Genomic DNA, 15,812 nt, shown 5'->3' on the forward strand with positions numbered 1-15,812 from the left:
TCAAAATACTCTTACTGCCTTATTATACTGGTTTTCATAAGAAAAATAAACTTTAATCAGAGATTCTTCTGTTATCTGATGCTTATGATAATAAAATCGAGTAGGAGATAAATAATTAATTTATTTATCGTCCTCTCACACCACCGTACGTACCGTTCGGTATACGGCGGTTCAATTTCATATAACATGCTTTTGTCTTAAATAGTAACTATCTGGAGATACTAGACCTTTGAAGGCTAGTATCTTATTGGTTACTGTGGTTGTCATAACCCAGGACAGGGCTATTCGGGCAGTTCCTTTGGAACTGTGGCTATTCATGTAGGCGTTGTAGTCGCTCATCCCTAGTTTAGTGAGGGCTCTTCTTCGATTTTTGGCTGTTTTCCATTGGTGCCAGATACACATCCTCAGTCGATAACGAAGATGACTCGCTATTTTCTTGAGTTTTGTGTGCATATTTCCTATTTTGAAATAGTTCACCCATCCTCTGATGACTTGATTCAATTTAACGATGCGGTAAGCCATATCAATGCCCCAGCTTTTCTTGCTTAGCTGATGAAGCTTATATTTAAACGTCTCGATTGATATGGCATGAGGCTTTGCTTGATAGCCTTTATCTGCTTTCGACCAATAGAATCCAAATCCCAAGAATTTAAAGGTTGGGTCATTAGGTTTAATGATTTTCGATTTACTCGTGTTCACAGTTAAACCCAGAGTTTCCTCAATATATCGTGTAACCGAACGCATTACGCGCCTTGCTGCGAATTCGCTCTTAACGAGGATAATGCAGTCATCTGCGTATCGCACGAAGTGTAGACCTCTTCTCTCTAGTTCTTGGTCGAGTTCATTTAAGAGGATATTACTCAATAATGGCGAGAGGTTTCCCCCTTGGGGAGTGCCAACTGGACTTTCCTCATATTCTCCGTTTACCATAATGCCACTCACGAGATATTTCCGAATCAATGATATCACATCACCATCGGTTATTTTCCGAGAAACTAGATTCATCAGTCGATCATGGTTAACAGTGTCAAAGAACTTCTCTAAATCAATGTCGACAATCCAGTGATAACCTTCGTTCATATCTCTTAGCCCTTGCGCTATAGCCATATGGGCGTTGCGGTTTGGACGGAATCCATAACTACTGTTGTGGAAGTGTTCGTCAAAAATGGGTGTGAGAACTTGTGCAATCGCTTGTTGAATAACTCGGTCAACCACTGTCGGTATACCCAGTAGTCTGACCCCACCCGATGGTTTAGGTATTTCTACTCTTCTGACAGGTTTAGGTTGATAGTGACGTTGACGAATAGTCTGAATAAGCTCTTCTTTGTGCTGACGAAGATATTCTTTAGCCTCTTCGATAGACATACCGTCAATGCCTGCGGCACCTTTATTCCGTTCCACTTGTCGAAAGGCTTCGTTTAAATTATTTCTGGATAGGATTCTATCCAGTGTCCTGTTTTCCTGCATGCTTGTTACTCCTTTTCTGCTCTCGTAAGGCAGCTATCTACTTTTACGCTGTCGTAGCCAATAGTCTTTGGCGGCCTCCAATAAAGATGTTTGTAACGATAAAATTGTTCGGTCCTTCGCTCTTTCTAGCTTTCACTAGCTGTCTTCACTACTACGACCTCTGCTGACTTCTCATGAGTCAAGCACTTATCACTAAGTGTATTTGGTATAACGTCATGAGACCTCCCCAGTTAAGGTGCGAACTCTTTCACTCCATCTATCTGCCACATTTATGCTTCGAGTTAGGACAGTTATCGGACTTTAGCTTCTTTCGCAGCCTTATCCACTCGACTCACCTCTTATGTGATTTCTGTTCGTCAGACCAGAGTTTTGCCTTAGGCTTCCTTCAGATTCCACCTCACGGTGGACACCCTTGCCGTCAGCTATATGCTTACCACTGTCAGGTCGCATTCGGGACTTGCACCCGTTAGAGTTCGCCCATGCTGGGCGAACAAAAGAAGTCGGAGTATCAACTCCGACTTCTTCAAATAATTTTTAGATTTACTCTGTAATTGCTTCGTCTTGAGTAACTCCAACTGCATGCCATCCAAAGCTTGGATCTGCATCGTAACCCCAGTCGTAGTTTGCAACACGGTCGTTAACTGGCAATACTTCATTACGGAACAATGTAGGAATGATTGGAGCTTCTTCAGAGAAGTATGCTTGCCATTCACGGTATTGTTCTGTCAACCATTCTTTATCCCATGCATCTCCTTCATCATCACTTGTTCTTCCAGAGATGTTGTCTAAGAATGCGTCGTTTTCATCAGTAGCCCAACGAGTGTAGTTGAACGCTGAGTTACGTCCATATAGACCTTCAGGGTTAGGATCAGTACCAGTTCCCCAAGCTGCTTGGTAGATATCGATTGCTTCATCATCCGCTTCTACACGGTCATAGAAACTGTTGAACTCAAGCAAACGGCCATCTGTTAATTGTACATTCAATCCAACTTGTTTCCAAGATTGCATGTAGTATTCAGCGATTGGCTCAGCAGTATCTCCACCAGCCATTGAAGCAAAGTTGATTACTAACTCTTCGCCATTTTGATCTTCACGGAAACCGTCTCCGTCAACATCTTCAAATCCTGCGTCATCCAATAATTGAGCTGCTTTATCTGGATCGTAAGAGTATCCTTCAACGTCTTCTGCCCAGAAATCTTCAAACACTGGTGCAATAGCACTGTTCGCATTAGAACGTAAACCATTGTAGAATTGAGTCGCTACAGCGTTATTGTCGATAGCATAACCCATTGCTTGACGCAACTCTTTGCTGCTCATTTTAGCATCAGGATTCGGAACAACTTCACTGTTTTCAGCATCCCACTCACCTAGTTTGAAACCAATGTAAGTGTAAGCTAACTCTTGTCTACCTAAGATTGTGTATCCAGGAAGTTCAGCAAAAGTTGGGTACTCGTCTGTCGGCATAGATAATGCCAAGTCGTACTCGCCGTTTTGAAGGGCAGCCACGATACTTTCAGGTGGTACAACTTCCACAACTACTTTATCCAATTTAGGAACACCTTTGTAATAGTGCTCATTAGCTACGAATTCAACTGATTCTCCAGGTACAACGTTTGAAACAGCAAATGGTCCAAACCCAATTGGATTTTTACGGATTTCATCTGAACTTTCTAAGTCTTTGATAGCAATATTTTCTAATTGATGTTTAGGCATCGCTCCAGCCCAGATACCACCACCAGATTGTAACATACCTGGGTGAACTTCTAAGTATTGGATTGTAATGCTCTTATCGTCATTTACAGTGATTCCTGAAATTGTATCTGCTTCTCCACTATTGTATTCTTCCATCCCCACAATATTTGTCATTGTTGAGTCGTAACGGATACCTGTGTAGTCTGGGCTTCCGATTACTTCGTATGAGTACAATAGGTCTTCTGAAGTCATAGGTTCTCCATCTGACCATGTAACGCCTTCGTTAACTGTTAATGTAGCTGTTTTAGCTTCTTGATCAAAATCTAAGCTAACTGCTCCATCATTCGTGATTTGGAAGTTTTCGTCTGTAGAAAAAATTTCTTCAATAGCGAATTGCATCAAATCAGCATCATAACCATCTTCATATAGTTCTAAACTGAAAAGTCCTTGGAAAGGTGAGCTTGTTACCAAAGCAACGTTAAGCGTTCCTCCATCCATTGCTTCTCCTTCATTTGTTACAGCCGTTTCGAACTCAACAACTCCGCTCTCTTCAGTACCTTCTGAAGCAGCTCCGTCGTTTCCGTTTGCAGAAGATTCAGTCCCCTCGTCTGAACCTCCTCCACATGCAGCTAAGATTAATGCTAGTGCAGCTGAACCTGTAAGTAAACCTAATTTTCTCTTATTCATGTTACTTCTCCCCTTTTCTTATCCTAATCGTTGTTTAGAGTCTGCCGCACGTTTTAATGCTTGGCCGACATAGTTTATACACAACATCAATACTAAAATTAATAATGATGCAGGCAACCAAACCCAAGTTTTATTCTCCAAAATATCTGGAGAAGTTGCGTAACTAACCAATGTTCCTAAACTTGGTGTATTGGACGGAAGTCCAAAACCAAGATAAGACAGGCCAGTTTCAATTCCGATGTTCGCCGCGAAGTTCAATGTCAAGTCAACAATGATCAATGAACTTAAGTTAGGCATGATTTCTCGGAACATAATTTTAAAAGAACTGGTCCCCATTGTTTTAGAGGCACTAATATAGTCACGTCTGCCTTCGGATAAAGCTTTACTCCGAACGAGACGAGCTTGTCCAGTCCAGTAGAAAGCACTCATAATGAAAATGAATGTCCAAACATCATACGTTGGAATGATCGTGATAAAAACAATGATCAACATCGTTGTTGGCAATACCATGATAAAATCAATGATACGCATTAAAATGTTGTCTACCAAACCACCATAATAACCTGCAATCAGGCCTACGGTAATTCCCACAACACTGGTAATAAAAGTAACAGCGATTCCGATTAAGATGGAGTTTCTCCCACCAATCAGCAACTGTCCGAAAATATCTCGCCCGCCTGAGTCTGCACCTAATAAGAAATTATCCCCAGGTGGGGCGTATTGATCTAATAAGCTGACCCACATGACTTTGTCTTGATCGATTACATACGAACCAATCATAATGCTTAAAATTAAACCGATCATAAGGACTAGAGCAATCAAAGCACCTTTGTCTTTAGCAAACTCTCTAGCAATAACTTTGAATCCCATTGGCGGTACACTTGTGTTCATATCTTGTGTTTGTGCTTCTATATTTGTATTAGCAGCCATTTAGTTTCATTCCTTTCCTGTAATTTCTGCTATTAATCGATACGGATACGAGGATCTACGATAGTCATAATGATATCTGACAATAACGTCCCAACTAAAATAGCCACCCCGAACAGCAGAGTCAATGCCACAATGACACTGTAATCACGGGAATTTAAGGAACTGATAAACAATTGTCCCATTCCTGGGAAAGCAAAGATTTGTTCGATAAATACTGAACCACCGATCAAACCGGTAATTTGATATCCCATTGTCGAGGCAATCGGTAAAGCTGAGTTTCTAAAAATATGACGGCTGTACACTACTTTTTCCGGTACACCTTTTGAACGAGCCGTTTTTACATAATCTTGTGTCTTAGCGTCTACTACTTCACTTCTTAAATATTGAATGATCATTGTTGTTCCTAATAATGCATACGTAATAGCCGGCAAAATCAAGTGATAAGCTTTATCCAAATAGTACTCCATCGTTCCAGCAGGAATTGTAACATCCACAGATCCACTAGTTGGGAACCAGTTCATCGTGTAACCGAACAACCATAGCATCAATAATGCTAATACGAAGGTAGGAATAGCATAACTTACGTAGTTGTACACAACAACCATCTTATCTAAAATAGAATTGTTGTAACGACCAGCCAGCATACCTAACGGAATGGCTATCGCATACGTTAAAATAAACGACAATAACGAAAGCAACACAGTGTTGGAAGCTCGTTGACCGATAATAGAACCTACAGAAATTTTATATGTGTAACTTTGTCCAAAGTCACCTTGCAAAGCATTTCCCAACCAACGTACATACTGTACAGGTATAGGATCATTCAATCCTGCTTGTTCTCTTAAGTTTTCGATAACGGCTGGATCTGTTTCTGGAGTGATCAACCCAGTAAATGGATCACCTGGCATTGCTTGTGCTAAAGCAAAAACAATGATACTTAAAATAAAGACTTGAGGAAGCATCACTAAGAATCGTCTTAATATTGTTTTCCACATTAGAAATCTCCTCCTTCTTCATCTGGTTTTAAGGCAACAAGATGAGTATCGGTTAGAGGTTTCAAGTCAAATACACGTTTATTTTCATCGTAGTACTGACTCTCAGATTGAATATATTCATTCTCCACTGCTTTTCTAAGTGCCTTATGTTGTTCGCGATCTCTAGGATTGATATCTGGAATAGCAGACAGCAATCGTTTGGTATAAATGTGCTGAGGATTGTTAAAAATCTCATTTTTACTTCCTACTTCAACAAATCTACCTCTATGCATAATAGCAATATCATCAGACATGTGTTTTACCACACCTAAGTCATGCGAAATAAATAAATAGCTTAATTGGTACTGATCTTGAATGTTGCGCATAAAGTTCAATACTTGAGCTTGTACAGAAAGATCTAGTGCTGATGTTGGTTCATCCGCAATAATCAATTTTGGTTTACAAGCTACCGCACGTGCGACCCCTATACGTTGTCGCTGCCCACCAGAAAACTCATGCGGATATTTGTATAGTGCATCTTCCGGCATTCCAACGATGTCCAGTAATTCAAGAACTCGTTTTTTCTCTTCGCCGGGAGAAACTTTTGAAAAGTTTCGGATTGGTTCAGCGATTACGTCAATGATTCGTTTCTTTGGATTTAAAGAAGAAGCTGAATCTTGGAAAATCATTTGTACTTCGCGGTTGTATTCTTCGTATTTCCCAGAACGTTTTCGTGCTTTATTGGTCACGTCTACGCCATCGTAAAAGATTTTTCCACTTGTAATTTTTTCCAATCCAATAATGGATTTTCCAATAGTGGTTTTTCCTGATCCTGATTCCCCAACTAATCCGTAAGTCTTACCGGCTTCTATTTCAAAAGACACGCCGTCAACTGCACGCACATGATCTTGAATAGTATTGAAAAAACCGCCTCGGATCGGATAATGTACATTTAAGTCTTTGATTTCAATAAATCCCATGCTACTCATCCTTCCCTTCAAAATGGAAATGTTTGTAGCAGGTACATCTTACGAAATGATTAGGTGCTACTTCATGTAATATTGGATCTTCCTCATGTGCTTCTGCTGGTATCCAAGGAATACGAGGAGCAAATCTGCAGCCTTTTCTTGGAAGTTTAGGAAGCGATGGTACTGTTCCTTGAATAACATGCAATTCTTTGTTTTCGTCTTCTAATTCATCACTACTTTGCGGAATAGAGTTCAGCAATGAACGCGTGTAAGGATGCATCGGATTCTCAAACAATTCTAAAGCCGTTGCTTGTTCAACGATCTCTCCTGCGTACATAACAGCCACTCGGTCAGCCATTTCAGCAACGACTCCTAAATCGTGGGTAATCAAGATGATTCCTGTTCCCATCTCTTCTTGCAAATCTTTTAGTAAATCCAAAATTTGAGCTTGGATCGTTACGTCAAGAGCAGTAGTAGGCTCATCTGCAATAATGATTGGCGGTTTACAAGATAACGCTATTGCAATCACTACACGTTGTCTCATACCACCAGATAATTCATGAGGGTATAATTTCATCACTCGTTTTGGATTGGGAATTCCAACTTGCTCCAACAATTCCAACACTCGATTTGTTCGAGCTTCACTATCTAATTTTGTATGGTAAATCAATGCTTCTGCGATTTGATCATGAATTGTCATTAAGGGATTCAAAGAACCTAATGGATCTTGAAAAATCATCCCAATGTCGTTTCCTCGAATACGGTTATACAGTTGCTCATTCAAGTTTAACAAATTTAAATCTTTGTATAATGCCTCACCTGTGATTCGGGTATTCAATAGGTCATGCAGACCAACGATAGAAGTAGCTAATGTACTTTTACCACTGCCCGATTCTCCAACAATCGCTAAGATTTCGTTTTTTTCTAATGTTAACGAAACATTGTCGACTGCATTGTAATATTGATCATTGATTCTAAAAGCTGTTTCTAAATGATTGATTTCTAATAAAGAACGTTCTACGGCCAAAATTATACCTCCTAAAGACTTTCGCATCTCATCAAAATGAGAAAAGTATTAAATTTATGTAACATTTGATTTAATAACTTAACTGAATTATACACACCGAAATCTAGCATTGCAATAGTTTTTTTAATCATTCTATAATAAAAAGAGCTATCATCCTTGACTTCGTTATTTTGAAAGGGGTGACAAATTATTTGAATGAGAAATAAATAAGTCTTGAAATAAAATGAAAAAACGAAAAGAACCCTTGTGATTACTGCAACTTTATTCATGAAAAGAATACTTTAATTTTTTCAGAACCAACTTTATTTTGATAAATACATCTGTGAATAATATTTGTCTAAAGGATTGGTTGACGACTTAATTTTAGGTAAAAAAATAGACCAGAAAGTTTCCTTTCCAGTCTATTGGTTTCAGTTATGTTTTTATCTTTGATTATTGACGATTATTGTCGATATAAGTAACTGCATTTCCTACTGTAGTGATTTGTTCTGCATCTTCATCAGATATTTCAGTTCCGAAAACGTCTTCCATTTCCATTACCAATTCTACAATATCTAACGAGTCAGCACCTAAATCCTCTTTAAAAGTCATTTCTGCTGTTACACGATCTTCATCGATTCCAAAACGTTCTACGATGATTTTTTTTACTGTTTCAAAGGTTTCGTTATTCAACACACCATACACCTCCAACTCTTATGTTATAGTCAGTTGACTATATTTTAAATCTTATGTCTATTCTATTTTAACTTTATTCCCAATTTCTGTCTATCTCTTTTTTTGAAACCGTTATTATGTCCAATGGGCATTACTTAGTTTCTTCTTCTTTAGAATCCGTTTTTGTTTCAAAATAGTTCACTAGATCCCGCATGACATTAGAAGCCAGCATTTCACGGATTTGTTTAATGGTAAAGTATACCGCTTCTTTTTCGGTTGACCCATGTGTTTTTACAACGGGCGCTTTCAACCCAAATAAGACGCCGCCGCCGTGTTTTGAGTAATCCAACACATCTTTTAGTCCAGTTAGACTGTCTTTCAATAATAAACCGCCTAATTTAGCTTTTGTACCATTTTCCATCGTAGCTTTTTTGACGAGTTTCATCATACTCAAAGCCGTTCCTTCTACTGTTTTCAAGACCGCGTTACCAGTGAAACCATCTGTCACAACAACATCAGCCACACCGTTCAATAATTCGCGGGCTTCTACATTTCCAATAAAGTTGATCTCGTGGTTTTCTTTCAACAAGGCATAGGCTTGTTTTGTCAGTTCGTTACCTTTATTTTCTTCAGTTCCGTTGTTCAATAAACCAACTCTCGGTTTTTGAATTCCGCGGACAAATTGAGCATAATAACTGCCCAAAGTAGCAAATTGATTCAAATTCTCAGGTTTGCTGTCAGCATTGGCTCCAACATCCATCATATTAAACGCGTTTACGCCTTCCCCAAGGGCTGGTAAGGTAACTAATAACCCTGGTCGGTCGATACCTTTCATTCTTCCTACAATCAGCAATCCTGCTGCAAGTAAAGCTCCTGTGTTCCCAGCAGAGAATAAAGCATCCGCTTTACCTTCTTTAACAGCTTTAGCTGCAAGAATCATAGAAGCATCTTTTTTTCTCCGTACAGCACGTACAGGGTCATCTTCACTCATGATTTTTTCGTCGGTATGAATAATAGTGATGTTTGTCTCATCAATCAAGTGCTCACGAATAGCACTTTCTTTTCCATATAATTGAAACTCGATATCTTTAAATTCTTGAGCAGCTAACACTACTCCTTCTACTATAGCTTTTGGAGCATTATCTCCACCCATAGCATCTACAGCAATTTTCATGTATCTTCCTCCTTTTAATTCCATACTCTATTTGTTGCAGCTTAATGGAACACATCAGACTCGCTAGTCATCGGGTCAAATGCTATTGCCGTTCTTAAAGCAGCAAAATCCGGATGAGACTCAAAGTCTGGTCGCTGGACCAGCTCGGCAGCATCTAAACGAGCCGTTTCAAGAGCATTGAAATCCGTCACAATATCCCCTACTTTAAAATCAGGGATCCCAGATTGTTTGTTTCCAAAAACGTCCCCTGGACCTCTTAATTCTAAATCTTTTTCGCTCAATATAAAACCATTATTTGTTTCTGTCATGATTTTCATCCGCTCGATCCCCATGTCGCCTTTAGGATCGGCTACTAAGATACAATACGACTCTTTCGATCCTCGACCGACTCGTCCTCTTAATTGGTGCAATTGCGCTAAACCAAAACGGTCTGCATCATATATGACCATCGTTGTAGCATTAGGGACATCGACACCCACTTCGATAACTGTTGTGGAAACAAGCACTTGCAGTTCGTTCTGTTTAAAAGCTTGCATCACGGCATCTTTTTCGGCTGGTTTCATTTGACCATGGAGCAAACCGACTCGATATTTCCCTTGGTAAAATTGAGATAATTTTTGATATACTTCTGTAGCGTTTTTTACATCTAAACTTTCTGATTCTTCAATCAGTGGACAAATCACATAAGCTTGAGATCCTATGCTCAATTGTTTTTCAATAAATTCCAATGTATGTTCGAATTGTTTCGGCTTTACCCAAGTCGTTTGGATTGGTTTTCTGCCAGCAGGCATTTCATCAATAATGGAAACGTCCATTTCTCCAAACGCTGTGATGGCTAATGTTCTAGGAATAGGCGTTGCCGTCATAAACAACACATCCGGTTCGATTCCTTTACTGCGCAGTTTTTTACGCTGATTCACACCAAATCGATGCTGCTCATCCGTAATGACCAATCCTAACTTAGAAAACTCAACGGTGTCTTGAATCAAAGCATGGGTCCCGACTACTACATCGATTTCACCTGAACGCAATTGTTCTTCGATCAGCCGCTTCTCTTTGGCCGTAGTGGATCCTGTCAACAGTGCTGTGCGGATTTCTAAAGGGTCAAATAAGTCGTTTAAACTTTTGCTGTGCTGTTCAGCCAATATCGTTGTCGGTACCATCAATGCAGATTGATACCCGGCAGTAGCGGCAGCATAAATAGCCAAAACCGCCACTAGCGTTTTCCCACTCCCTACATCTCCTTGCAGAAGCCGATGCATATTGATCGGTTGTTTCATATCTCTGCAGATTTCATTGACGACTCTTTTTTGAGCATTCGTCAATTCAAATGGCAGTGTAGCAATAAAGTTTTTTAAGCGTTGGATGTCATAGTGGATAGCTGTACCAAATCCAACTTTTTTTTGCTTCTTTCTCAACAGTTGCATTTTAGTTTGATACAACAAAAACTCTTCAAAAATGACTTCTCTGCGCGCTTGCTTGGTCTGCTCAGGAGAGACGGGGAAATGCATAGCATAGACCGCTTCTTTATGCGAGATCAAGCGATACTTCACACGCAATTCATTCGGTATAGTCTCAGGTATCACGTCTTTATAACTGTCATAAGCTTGTTTGATCAAAGCCACTATAGTCTTTTGGCGTATTTTTTTGTTCGTATGGTAAACAGACTCAAAATCCGCATCTTGTTCCACTGATGTAGATCCGATAATCTTAATCCCTGTTAAGTTTTTTCTTCTATCGTCCCATTTGCCATAGACAGTGATTTCACTGCCGCCGACGATTTGTTTGGCAAGGTACGGCTGGTTGAAAAAAGTAACTACGATAATAGCCTGGTCGATTTTCATACGAAAAGAAAGCCGGCTTTTCTTATACCCAAAACGAGAAACTACTGCATCTGCTAATACTTCTCCTCTTAGACTGGTTTTCTCTTGATCTTCTAACTCGAATAAATTCTTTACTTGAATATCTTCGTAACGAAAAGGGAAATGGTTCAATAAATCAGCAATCGTGTAAATGCCCAATTCATTTAAAGCTTCTACCCTTTTCTCACCTACATTTTGAAGTACTGAGACAGGGTCATAGATTGTTTTTTCCATTAGTATACGGACAATCTATCCATTAAAGGAATTCCGTTCCTTTAAGATTGTCTCCAGCCCTCCTTGTGTCTTAATTGGTATTCGTCAAAGGAGCCGGGATACTATCCGAGCTCCTTTAGTCCTGCATATTCTGTTCCTCAAAATAGAAACAGTAAAAAGTAGACAGAAAAATAATCAAGAAAACTTCTTTATTATTTTTGTCTACTTTTTTATTCTATTCTACAGATAAGAAATAAGGATACACAGGCTGTTTACCTTCGTGGATTTCAACTTCGACATCTGAGTAGTCTGCTTCAATGACTGAAGCAATTTCTTCAGCTTCCTCTTGAGGCACGCCATCTCCTAAAATGATCGTTACGATTTCGCTATCGTCATTCAACATTTGTTTAAGCGTTTCAATAGTCGCTTCTTTACGGTCGTCTTTTGATAAAACGATATCTCCATCAATAATTCCCATGAAGTCGTCTTTAGTGATTTTAACGCCGTTTATTTCAGTATCGCGTACAGCATTGGTAATTTGTCCACTAATAACGTTTTCCAATTCGCTGCTCATTTCAGCTTTGTTGGTTTCCAAATCATTTTGTTCATTGAAAGCCAGCATAGAAGTCATACCTTGTGAAATCGTGCGGCTAGGTACTACAACTACAGGTGTGTCGCTTTCTTGTGCAGCTTGTTCAGCAGCCATGAAAATGTTTTTGTTGTTTGGCAACACAATAACATTTTCCGCATGAACAGCATCAATAGCCTTCAAGATATCTTCTGTACTAGGGTTCATTGTTTGCCCACCATTAATGATGTAGTTGACACCCAGACTTCTGAACAACTCTTGGATTCCTTCTCCTGCTGCAACAGCAATAATGCCGTATGGAGCTTTTTCAGCAGGTTTAGCAGCTGTATCAGTTTCCACTAATGCATCATGTTGTTCACGCATGTTGTCTACTTTGATTTTGATCAAAGAACCAAATTTTTGGCCGTAGTTCATTACTTCTCCTGGTTTTTCTGTATGGACGTGCACTTTGATGATCTCATCATCGTTTACTACCAATAAAGAATCCCCGATTTCATTCAAATGGTTACGGAATGTATCGTAATCAAATTCACTGTCTACCGTTTCTCCTTGACCGATGTGAACCATGATTTCAGTACAGTAGCCATATTTAATATCTTCTGAAGCAATATGGTTATGAACGCCTCTATGATGTTCAGCATTGATCATATCTGTCATTTCTGGTTCAGTTGGTTGGTATACTTCTTCTTCAATCACTTTACCGGATAAAACTTCTAAGAATCCTTCAAAAATGTAGACTAACCCTTGACCACCGCTATCTACAACTCCTACTTCTTTCAATACCGGCAATAGATCAGGAGTTTTAGCTAAAGATTTTTTAGCTGCTGACAAGACTGTTTCCATTACTTCTACAACATCTGTCGTTTGGGCAGCTTTTTTCTCACCTGCTTTTGCAGATTCGCGAGCCACTGTCAAAATAGTTCCTTCTACAGGTTTCATAACTGCTTTATAGGCAATTTCAACACCTTTTGTAAAAGCTGCAGCTAAATCAGATGCATTGACAGTTTCTTTGTCTGTCATCGATTTGCCGAACCCTCTGAACAATTGAGATAAAATAACTCCAGAGTTTCCTCTAGCTCCCATTAAAAGACCTTTAGCTAAAGCACCTGCCAATTCGCCTACGTGCTCTGCAGAGCTAGTGCTTACTGCTTTTGCTCCACTAGTCATAGATAAATTCATATTCGTTCCAGTATCGCCATCAGGCACAGGGAACACATTTAAAGAATTCACATATTCTGCATTTTTTTCTAAGCGTTTAGCTCCCCTTGCTACCATTAATCGGAACTGCTTCGCCTCAATTTTTTCAACTTTCACCGTTAATATCCTCCTCATGTCACTACGCTAAGAAACGGTGACATTAACCTTCTTTATTCTAATCTTGTAATACTCGTACACCTTGCACAAAAACGTTAACTGCATTTGCAGAAACACCTAGCATAGATTCCAAGTTGTATTTCACTTTTTCTTGTACATTTCGACAAACTTCAGAAATCTTTGTACCATAGCTGACAATAATGTAAACATCTACGGCTACTCCGTTTTCTTCTTGGCGAACAATAACACCTTTGGAATAATTTTCTTTTTTCAAAATTTCGTTAAGATTGTCGCGAATTTGATTTTTGCTCGCCATTCCAACGATTCCAAAAATCTCAGTCGCTGCTCCGCCTACTACTGTAGCGATCACGTCATTTGAAATATCTACTAAACCATATTGTGTTTTGATTTTAACTGCCATGTTTAAAATCCTCCTCTTGACTTAAAAAGTCATAAATAACTACCTTACATTGTAGCATAGCAACTTGAAGAATAAAAGATAAAACCGAAAACGGTCGTTTTTAGCCATTTCATTCTAACCTTACTATAACCTGATTTCTTCCTGATCATTTAATTGTGTCAAGTAAAATTACTTGAACGAATTATCTTGCAAATAAACAAAAGATATGCTAAATTGTTTAGGTATGATTATTGAAGCTTTGCTTCATTTACGGCAAAGGAGGAAAGAAAAAATGGCAAAAGTATGTTATGTAACAGGACGTAAAGCACAAAGTGGTAATAACCGTTCTCACGCAGTAAACAAAACAAAGAGAAGTTTCGGCGCAAACTTGCAAAAAGTCCGTATTTTAGTAGACGGTAAACCTAAAAAAGTATGGGTTTCTGCTCGTGCTCTTAAATCTGGAAAAGTTGAACGTGTTTAATTTTTCTATTTATGAACGAAACAAAAAAACAGCCTAAGCAGCTTTTATTGCTCAGGTTGTTTTTTTGTCTTTATTTTCCATCTTTACTTTGGATAAAAGCAACTAATCCCTCTGTAAAAGAAAACGAAGCAGTCGTTTCTTTAAATTCATTGCTGGCTAATGAGATCGGATACGCATAGTCTTTCTCATCTAAAGGATATTTAAACCCTCTCAAAGATAATTTCTGTACTGGAGTCATGCAAACAAACCCAGCATATGATTTATTTTTTTCTCGTGTCAGCTCATACTCGCCTGGAAGATAAAAAGAAACGCTGTTGAAACGATCGTACAACGAAATTAAGGACGCATGAGATTTGAATCTAGGTTGAAAAACAAAGAAAAAGTTACTCATCAAATGATCTAATCTTCCAGCTGTTGCGCCATAAATCGAAATTTTGTCCGGCTTATACTCTTCAAGCGCTAACTGTAAAGCCAGTTCTGTATCTGTATCATCTTTTTCAGAAGGCGCAGACCGGACATCGGTGATTTTCTCTTCTAGTAAGGTTCGCTCTTCCTCTGTGACAGAGTCGAAATCTCCCACAGCCAAATCAGGCAAGATGCCTTCTTTCAATAAGCGAATAGCTCCATGATCTACTCCGACCCATATCACATCAGCGGCATTCGATTGGTAGACGTCTAAAGGCAGCGAGCTTTCAGGCCCGCCAACCATGATTTTAACTTCTGTCATTATTGGACCGCTTCTTTCAGCTGATCCATTCGTTTTAATGGAGCATCTGCTGAATAAATATAAGATCCTGCGACAAATACAGATGCGCCCGCTTCATGGCAGAGTTGAATCGTTTTTTCATTGATCCCACCATCTACTTCAATCTCATAATGGTAGCCATTATCTTTTTTCAATTGTTCCAACTGGCGGATTTTATCCAATATTTCAGGAATAAAACTTTGACCGCCGAACCCAGGATTCACTGTCATGACCAATACTAAGTCTACATCATTTAAAATGGGTTCAATTGCTGCTACAGGAGTTCCCGGGTTGATCACTACTCCAGGTTTAACTCCGGCGTTGCGAATCATTTGCAGCGTTCTATGAATGTGACGAGTACTTTCAACGTGCACACTGATGATATCCGCTCCTGCCTTAGCAAAATCGTTAATATAATTCTCTGGATTTTCAATCATTAAATGGCAATCTAAGGTCAGTTTAGTAATGGGTCTGATTGCACTTACCACATTTGGTCCAAAAGTAATGTTGGGAACAAAATGTCCGTCCATTACATCAATATGAATGTAATCAGCACCCCCTCTTTCAACAAGTTTGATATCTCTTTCTAAATTGGCAAAGTCTGCGCTTAAAATAGATGGAGCTAATTTCATTGT

At 39.1% G+C, this 15,812-nt stretch carries 14 protein-coding genes; 1 reads left to right on the forward strand and 13 read right to left on the reverse strand.

Annotated elements, in window-relative coordinates; all coding sequences use genetic code 11:
* Positions 1 to 177: 177 nt before the first annotated feature.
* The 11 genes from ltrA to LMF32_RS11620 all read right to left on the reverse strand — a co-directional run bounded on the left by ltrA (position 178) and on the right by LMF32_RS11620 (position 13,972).
* Positions 178 to 1,467: a group II intron reverse transcriptase/maturase gene (gene ltrA, locus LMF32_RS11570; protein ID WP_230524382.1), complete on the reverse strand. Its 1,290-nt coding sequence runs from the start codon at positions 1,465 to 1,467 to the stop codon at positions 178 to 180.
* 540 nt (positions 1,468 to 2,007) lie between these two features.
* On the reverse strand, positions 2,008 to 3,846 hold the full coding sequence (locus LMF32_RS11575) for an oligopeptide ABC transporter substrate-binding protein (RefSeq protein ID WP_188203757.1): 1,839 nt from the start codon (positions 3,844 to 3,846) through the stop codon (positions 2,008 to 2,010).
* An 18-nt stretch (positions 3,847 to 3,864) separates the two neighbouring features.
* Positions 3,865 to 4,776, reverse strand: coding sequence for an ABC transporter permease (locus LMF32_RS11580; protein WP_092480151.1), 912 nt, complete (start codon positions 4,774 to 4,776; stop codon positions 3,865 to 3,867).
* 32 nt (positions 4,777 to 4,808) lie between these two features.
* A complete protein-coding gene (gene opp4B / locus LMF32_RS11585; protein ID WP_230524839.1) occupies positions 4,809 to 5,771 on the reverse strand; it encodes an oligopeptide ABC transporter permease in 963 nt (320 codons plus the stop codon).
* Positions 5,771 to 6,730: an ATP-binding cassette domain-containing protein gene (locus LMF32_RS11590; RefSeq protein ID WP_188203758.1), complete on the reverse strand. Its 960-nt coding sequence runs from the start codon at positions 6,728 to 6,730 to the stop codon at positions 5,771 to 5,773. Before LMF32_RS11590 ends, opp4B begins: the two co-directional genes overlap by 1 nt.
* Before the next feature lies 1 nt (position 6,731).
* Positions 6,732 to 7,772 (reverse strand): ABC transporter ATP-binding protein, encoded by a 1,041-nt coding sequence (locus LMF32_RS11595; protein ID WP_188203759.1) that lies wholly within the window; start codon positions 7,770 to 7,772, stop codon positions 6,732 to 6,734.
* Between the two features lie 405 nt (positions 7,773 to 8,177).
* Positions 8,178 to 8,420: an acyl carrier protein gene (acpP, locus tag LMF32_RS11600; protein WP_092480155.1), complete on the reverse strand. Its 243-nt coding sequence runs from the start codon at positions 8,418 to 8,420 to the stop codon at positions 8,178 to 8,180.
* A 130-nt stretch (positions 8,421 to 8,550) separates the two neighbouring features.
* The gene (gene plsX, locus LMF32_RS11605; RefSeq protein WP_188203760.1) at positions 8,551 to 9,573 is read right to left on the reverse strand and encodes a phosphate acyltransferase PlsX; all 1,023 of its coding nucleotides are present in this window, start codon (positions 9,571 to 9,573) and stop codon (positions 8,551 to 8,553) included.
* A 41-nt stretch (positions 9,574 to 9,614) separates the two neighbouring features.
* Positions 9,615 to 11,669 (reverse strand): ATP-dependent DNA helicase RecG, encoded by a 2,055-nt coding sequence (recG, locus tag LMF32_RS11610; RefSeq protein ID WP_092480157.1) that lies wholly within the window; start codon positions 11,667 to 11,669, stop codon positions 9,615 to 9,617.
* A gap of 214 nt (positions 11,670 to 11,883) precedes the next feature.
* Positions 11,884 to 13,551: a DAK2 domain-containing protein gene (locus tag LMF32_RS11615; RefSeq protein ID WP_188203761.1), complete on the reverse strand. Its 1,668-nt coding sequence runs from the start codon at positions 13,549 to 13,551 to the stop codon at positions 11,884 to 11,886.
* Positions 13,552 to 13,609: 58 nt separating this feature from the next.
* Positions 13,610 to 13,972 carry an Asp23/Gls24 family envelope stress response protein gene (locus LMF32_RS11620; RefSeq protein ID WP_092480159.1) on the reverse strand — a complete coding sequence of 121 codons (363 nt, stop codon included), beginning with the start codon at positions 13,970 to 13,972 and terminating at the stop codon, positions 13,610 to 13,612.
* Between the two features lie 271 nt (positions 13,973 to 14,243).
* Here LMF32_RS11620 and rpmB point away from each other — a divergent pair, with 271 nt between their 5' ends.
* Positions 14,244 to 14,432, forward strand: coding sequence for a 50S ribosomal protein L28 (gene rpmB, locus LMF32_RS11625; protein WP_092480160.1), 189 nt, complete (start codon positions 14,244 to 14,246; stop codon positions 14,430 to 14,432).
* A gap of 70 nt (positions 14,433 to 14,502) precedes the next feature.
* Here the strand turns inward: rpmB and LMF32_RS11630 are convergent, their stop codons facing one another.
* Both LMF32_RS11630 and rpe read right to left on the reverse strand, forming a co-directional pair.
* Positions 14,503 to 15,159, reverse strand: coding sequence for a thiamine diphosphokinase (locus tag LMF32_RS11630; protein WP_223155917.1), 657 nt, complete (start codon positions 15,157 to 15,159; stop codon positions 14,503 to 14,505).
* Positions 15,159 to 15,809 (reverse strand): ribulose-phosphate 3-epimerase, encoded by a 651-nt coding sequence (gene rpe, locus LMF32_RS11635; RefSeq protein WP_188203762.1) that lies wholly within the window; start codon positions 15,807 to 15,809, stop codon positions 15,159 to 15,161. Before rpe ends, LMF32_RS11630 begins: the two co-directional genes overlap by 1 nt.
* Between the last annotated feature and the right edge of the window lie 3 nt (positions 15,810 to 15,812).

Origin of the sequence: Desemzia sp. C1 (assembly GCF_020882875.1) — a bacterium.
Classification (GTDB): Bacteria; Bacillota; Bacilli; order Lactobacillales; family Carnobacteriaceae; genus Desemzia; species Desemzia incerta.

What these genes read in the sequence shown, in the direction of transcription:
- LMF32_RS11620 (WP_092480159.1), bottom strand. Translation starts at nt 13,972, where the DNA reads ATGGCAGTTAAAATCAAAACACAATATGGTTTAGTAGATATTTCAAAT.
- plsX (WP_188203760.1), bottom strand. Translation starts at nt 9,573, where the DNA reads ATGAAAATTGCTGTAGATGCTATGGGTGGAGATAATGCTCCAAAAGCT.
- LMF32_RS11590 (WP_188203758.1), bottom strand. Translation starts at nt 6,730, where the DNA reads ATGGGATTTATTGAAATCAAAGACTTAAATGTACATTATCCGATCCGA.
- LMF32_RS11580 (WP_092480151.1), bottom strand. Translation starts at nt 4,776, where the DNA reads ATGGCTGCTAATACAAATATAGAAGCACAAACACAAGATATGAACACA.
- LMF32_RS11595 (WP_188203759.1), bottom strand. Translation starts at nt 7,772, where the DNA reads ATGCGAAAGTCTTTAGGAGGTATAATTTTGGCCGTAGAACGTTCTTTA.
- rpe (WP_188203762.1), bottom strand. Translation starts at nt 15,809, where the DNA reads ATGAAATTAGCTCCATCTATTTTAAGCGCAGACTTTGCCAATTTAGAA.
- rpmB (WP_092480160.1), top strand. Translation starts at nt 14,244, where the DNA reads ATGGCAAAAGTATGTTATGTAACAGGACGTAAAGCACAAAGTGGTAAT.
- LMF32_RS11575 (WP_188203757.1), bottom strand. Translation starts at nt 3,846, where the DNA reads ATGAATAAGAGAAAATTAGGTTTACTTACAGGTTCAGCTGCACTAGCA.
- recG (WP_092480157.1), bottom strand. Translation starts at nt 11,669, where the DNA reads ATGGAAAAAACAATCTATGACCCTGTCTCAGTACTTCAAAATGTAGGT.
- ltrA (WP_230524382.1), bottom strand. Translation starts at nt 1,467, where the DNA reads ATGCAGGAAAACAGGACACTGGATAGAATCCTATCCAGAAATAATTTA.
- opp4B (WP_230524839.1), bottom strand. Translation starts at nt 5,771, where the DNA reads ATGTGGAAAACAATATTAAGACGATTCTTAGTGATGCTTCCTCAAGTC.
- LMF32_RS11630 (WP_223155917.1), bottom strand. Translation starts at nt 15,159, where the DNA reads ATGACAGAAGTTAAAATCATGGTTGGCGGGCCTGAAAGCTCGCTGCCT.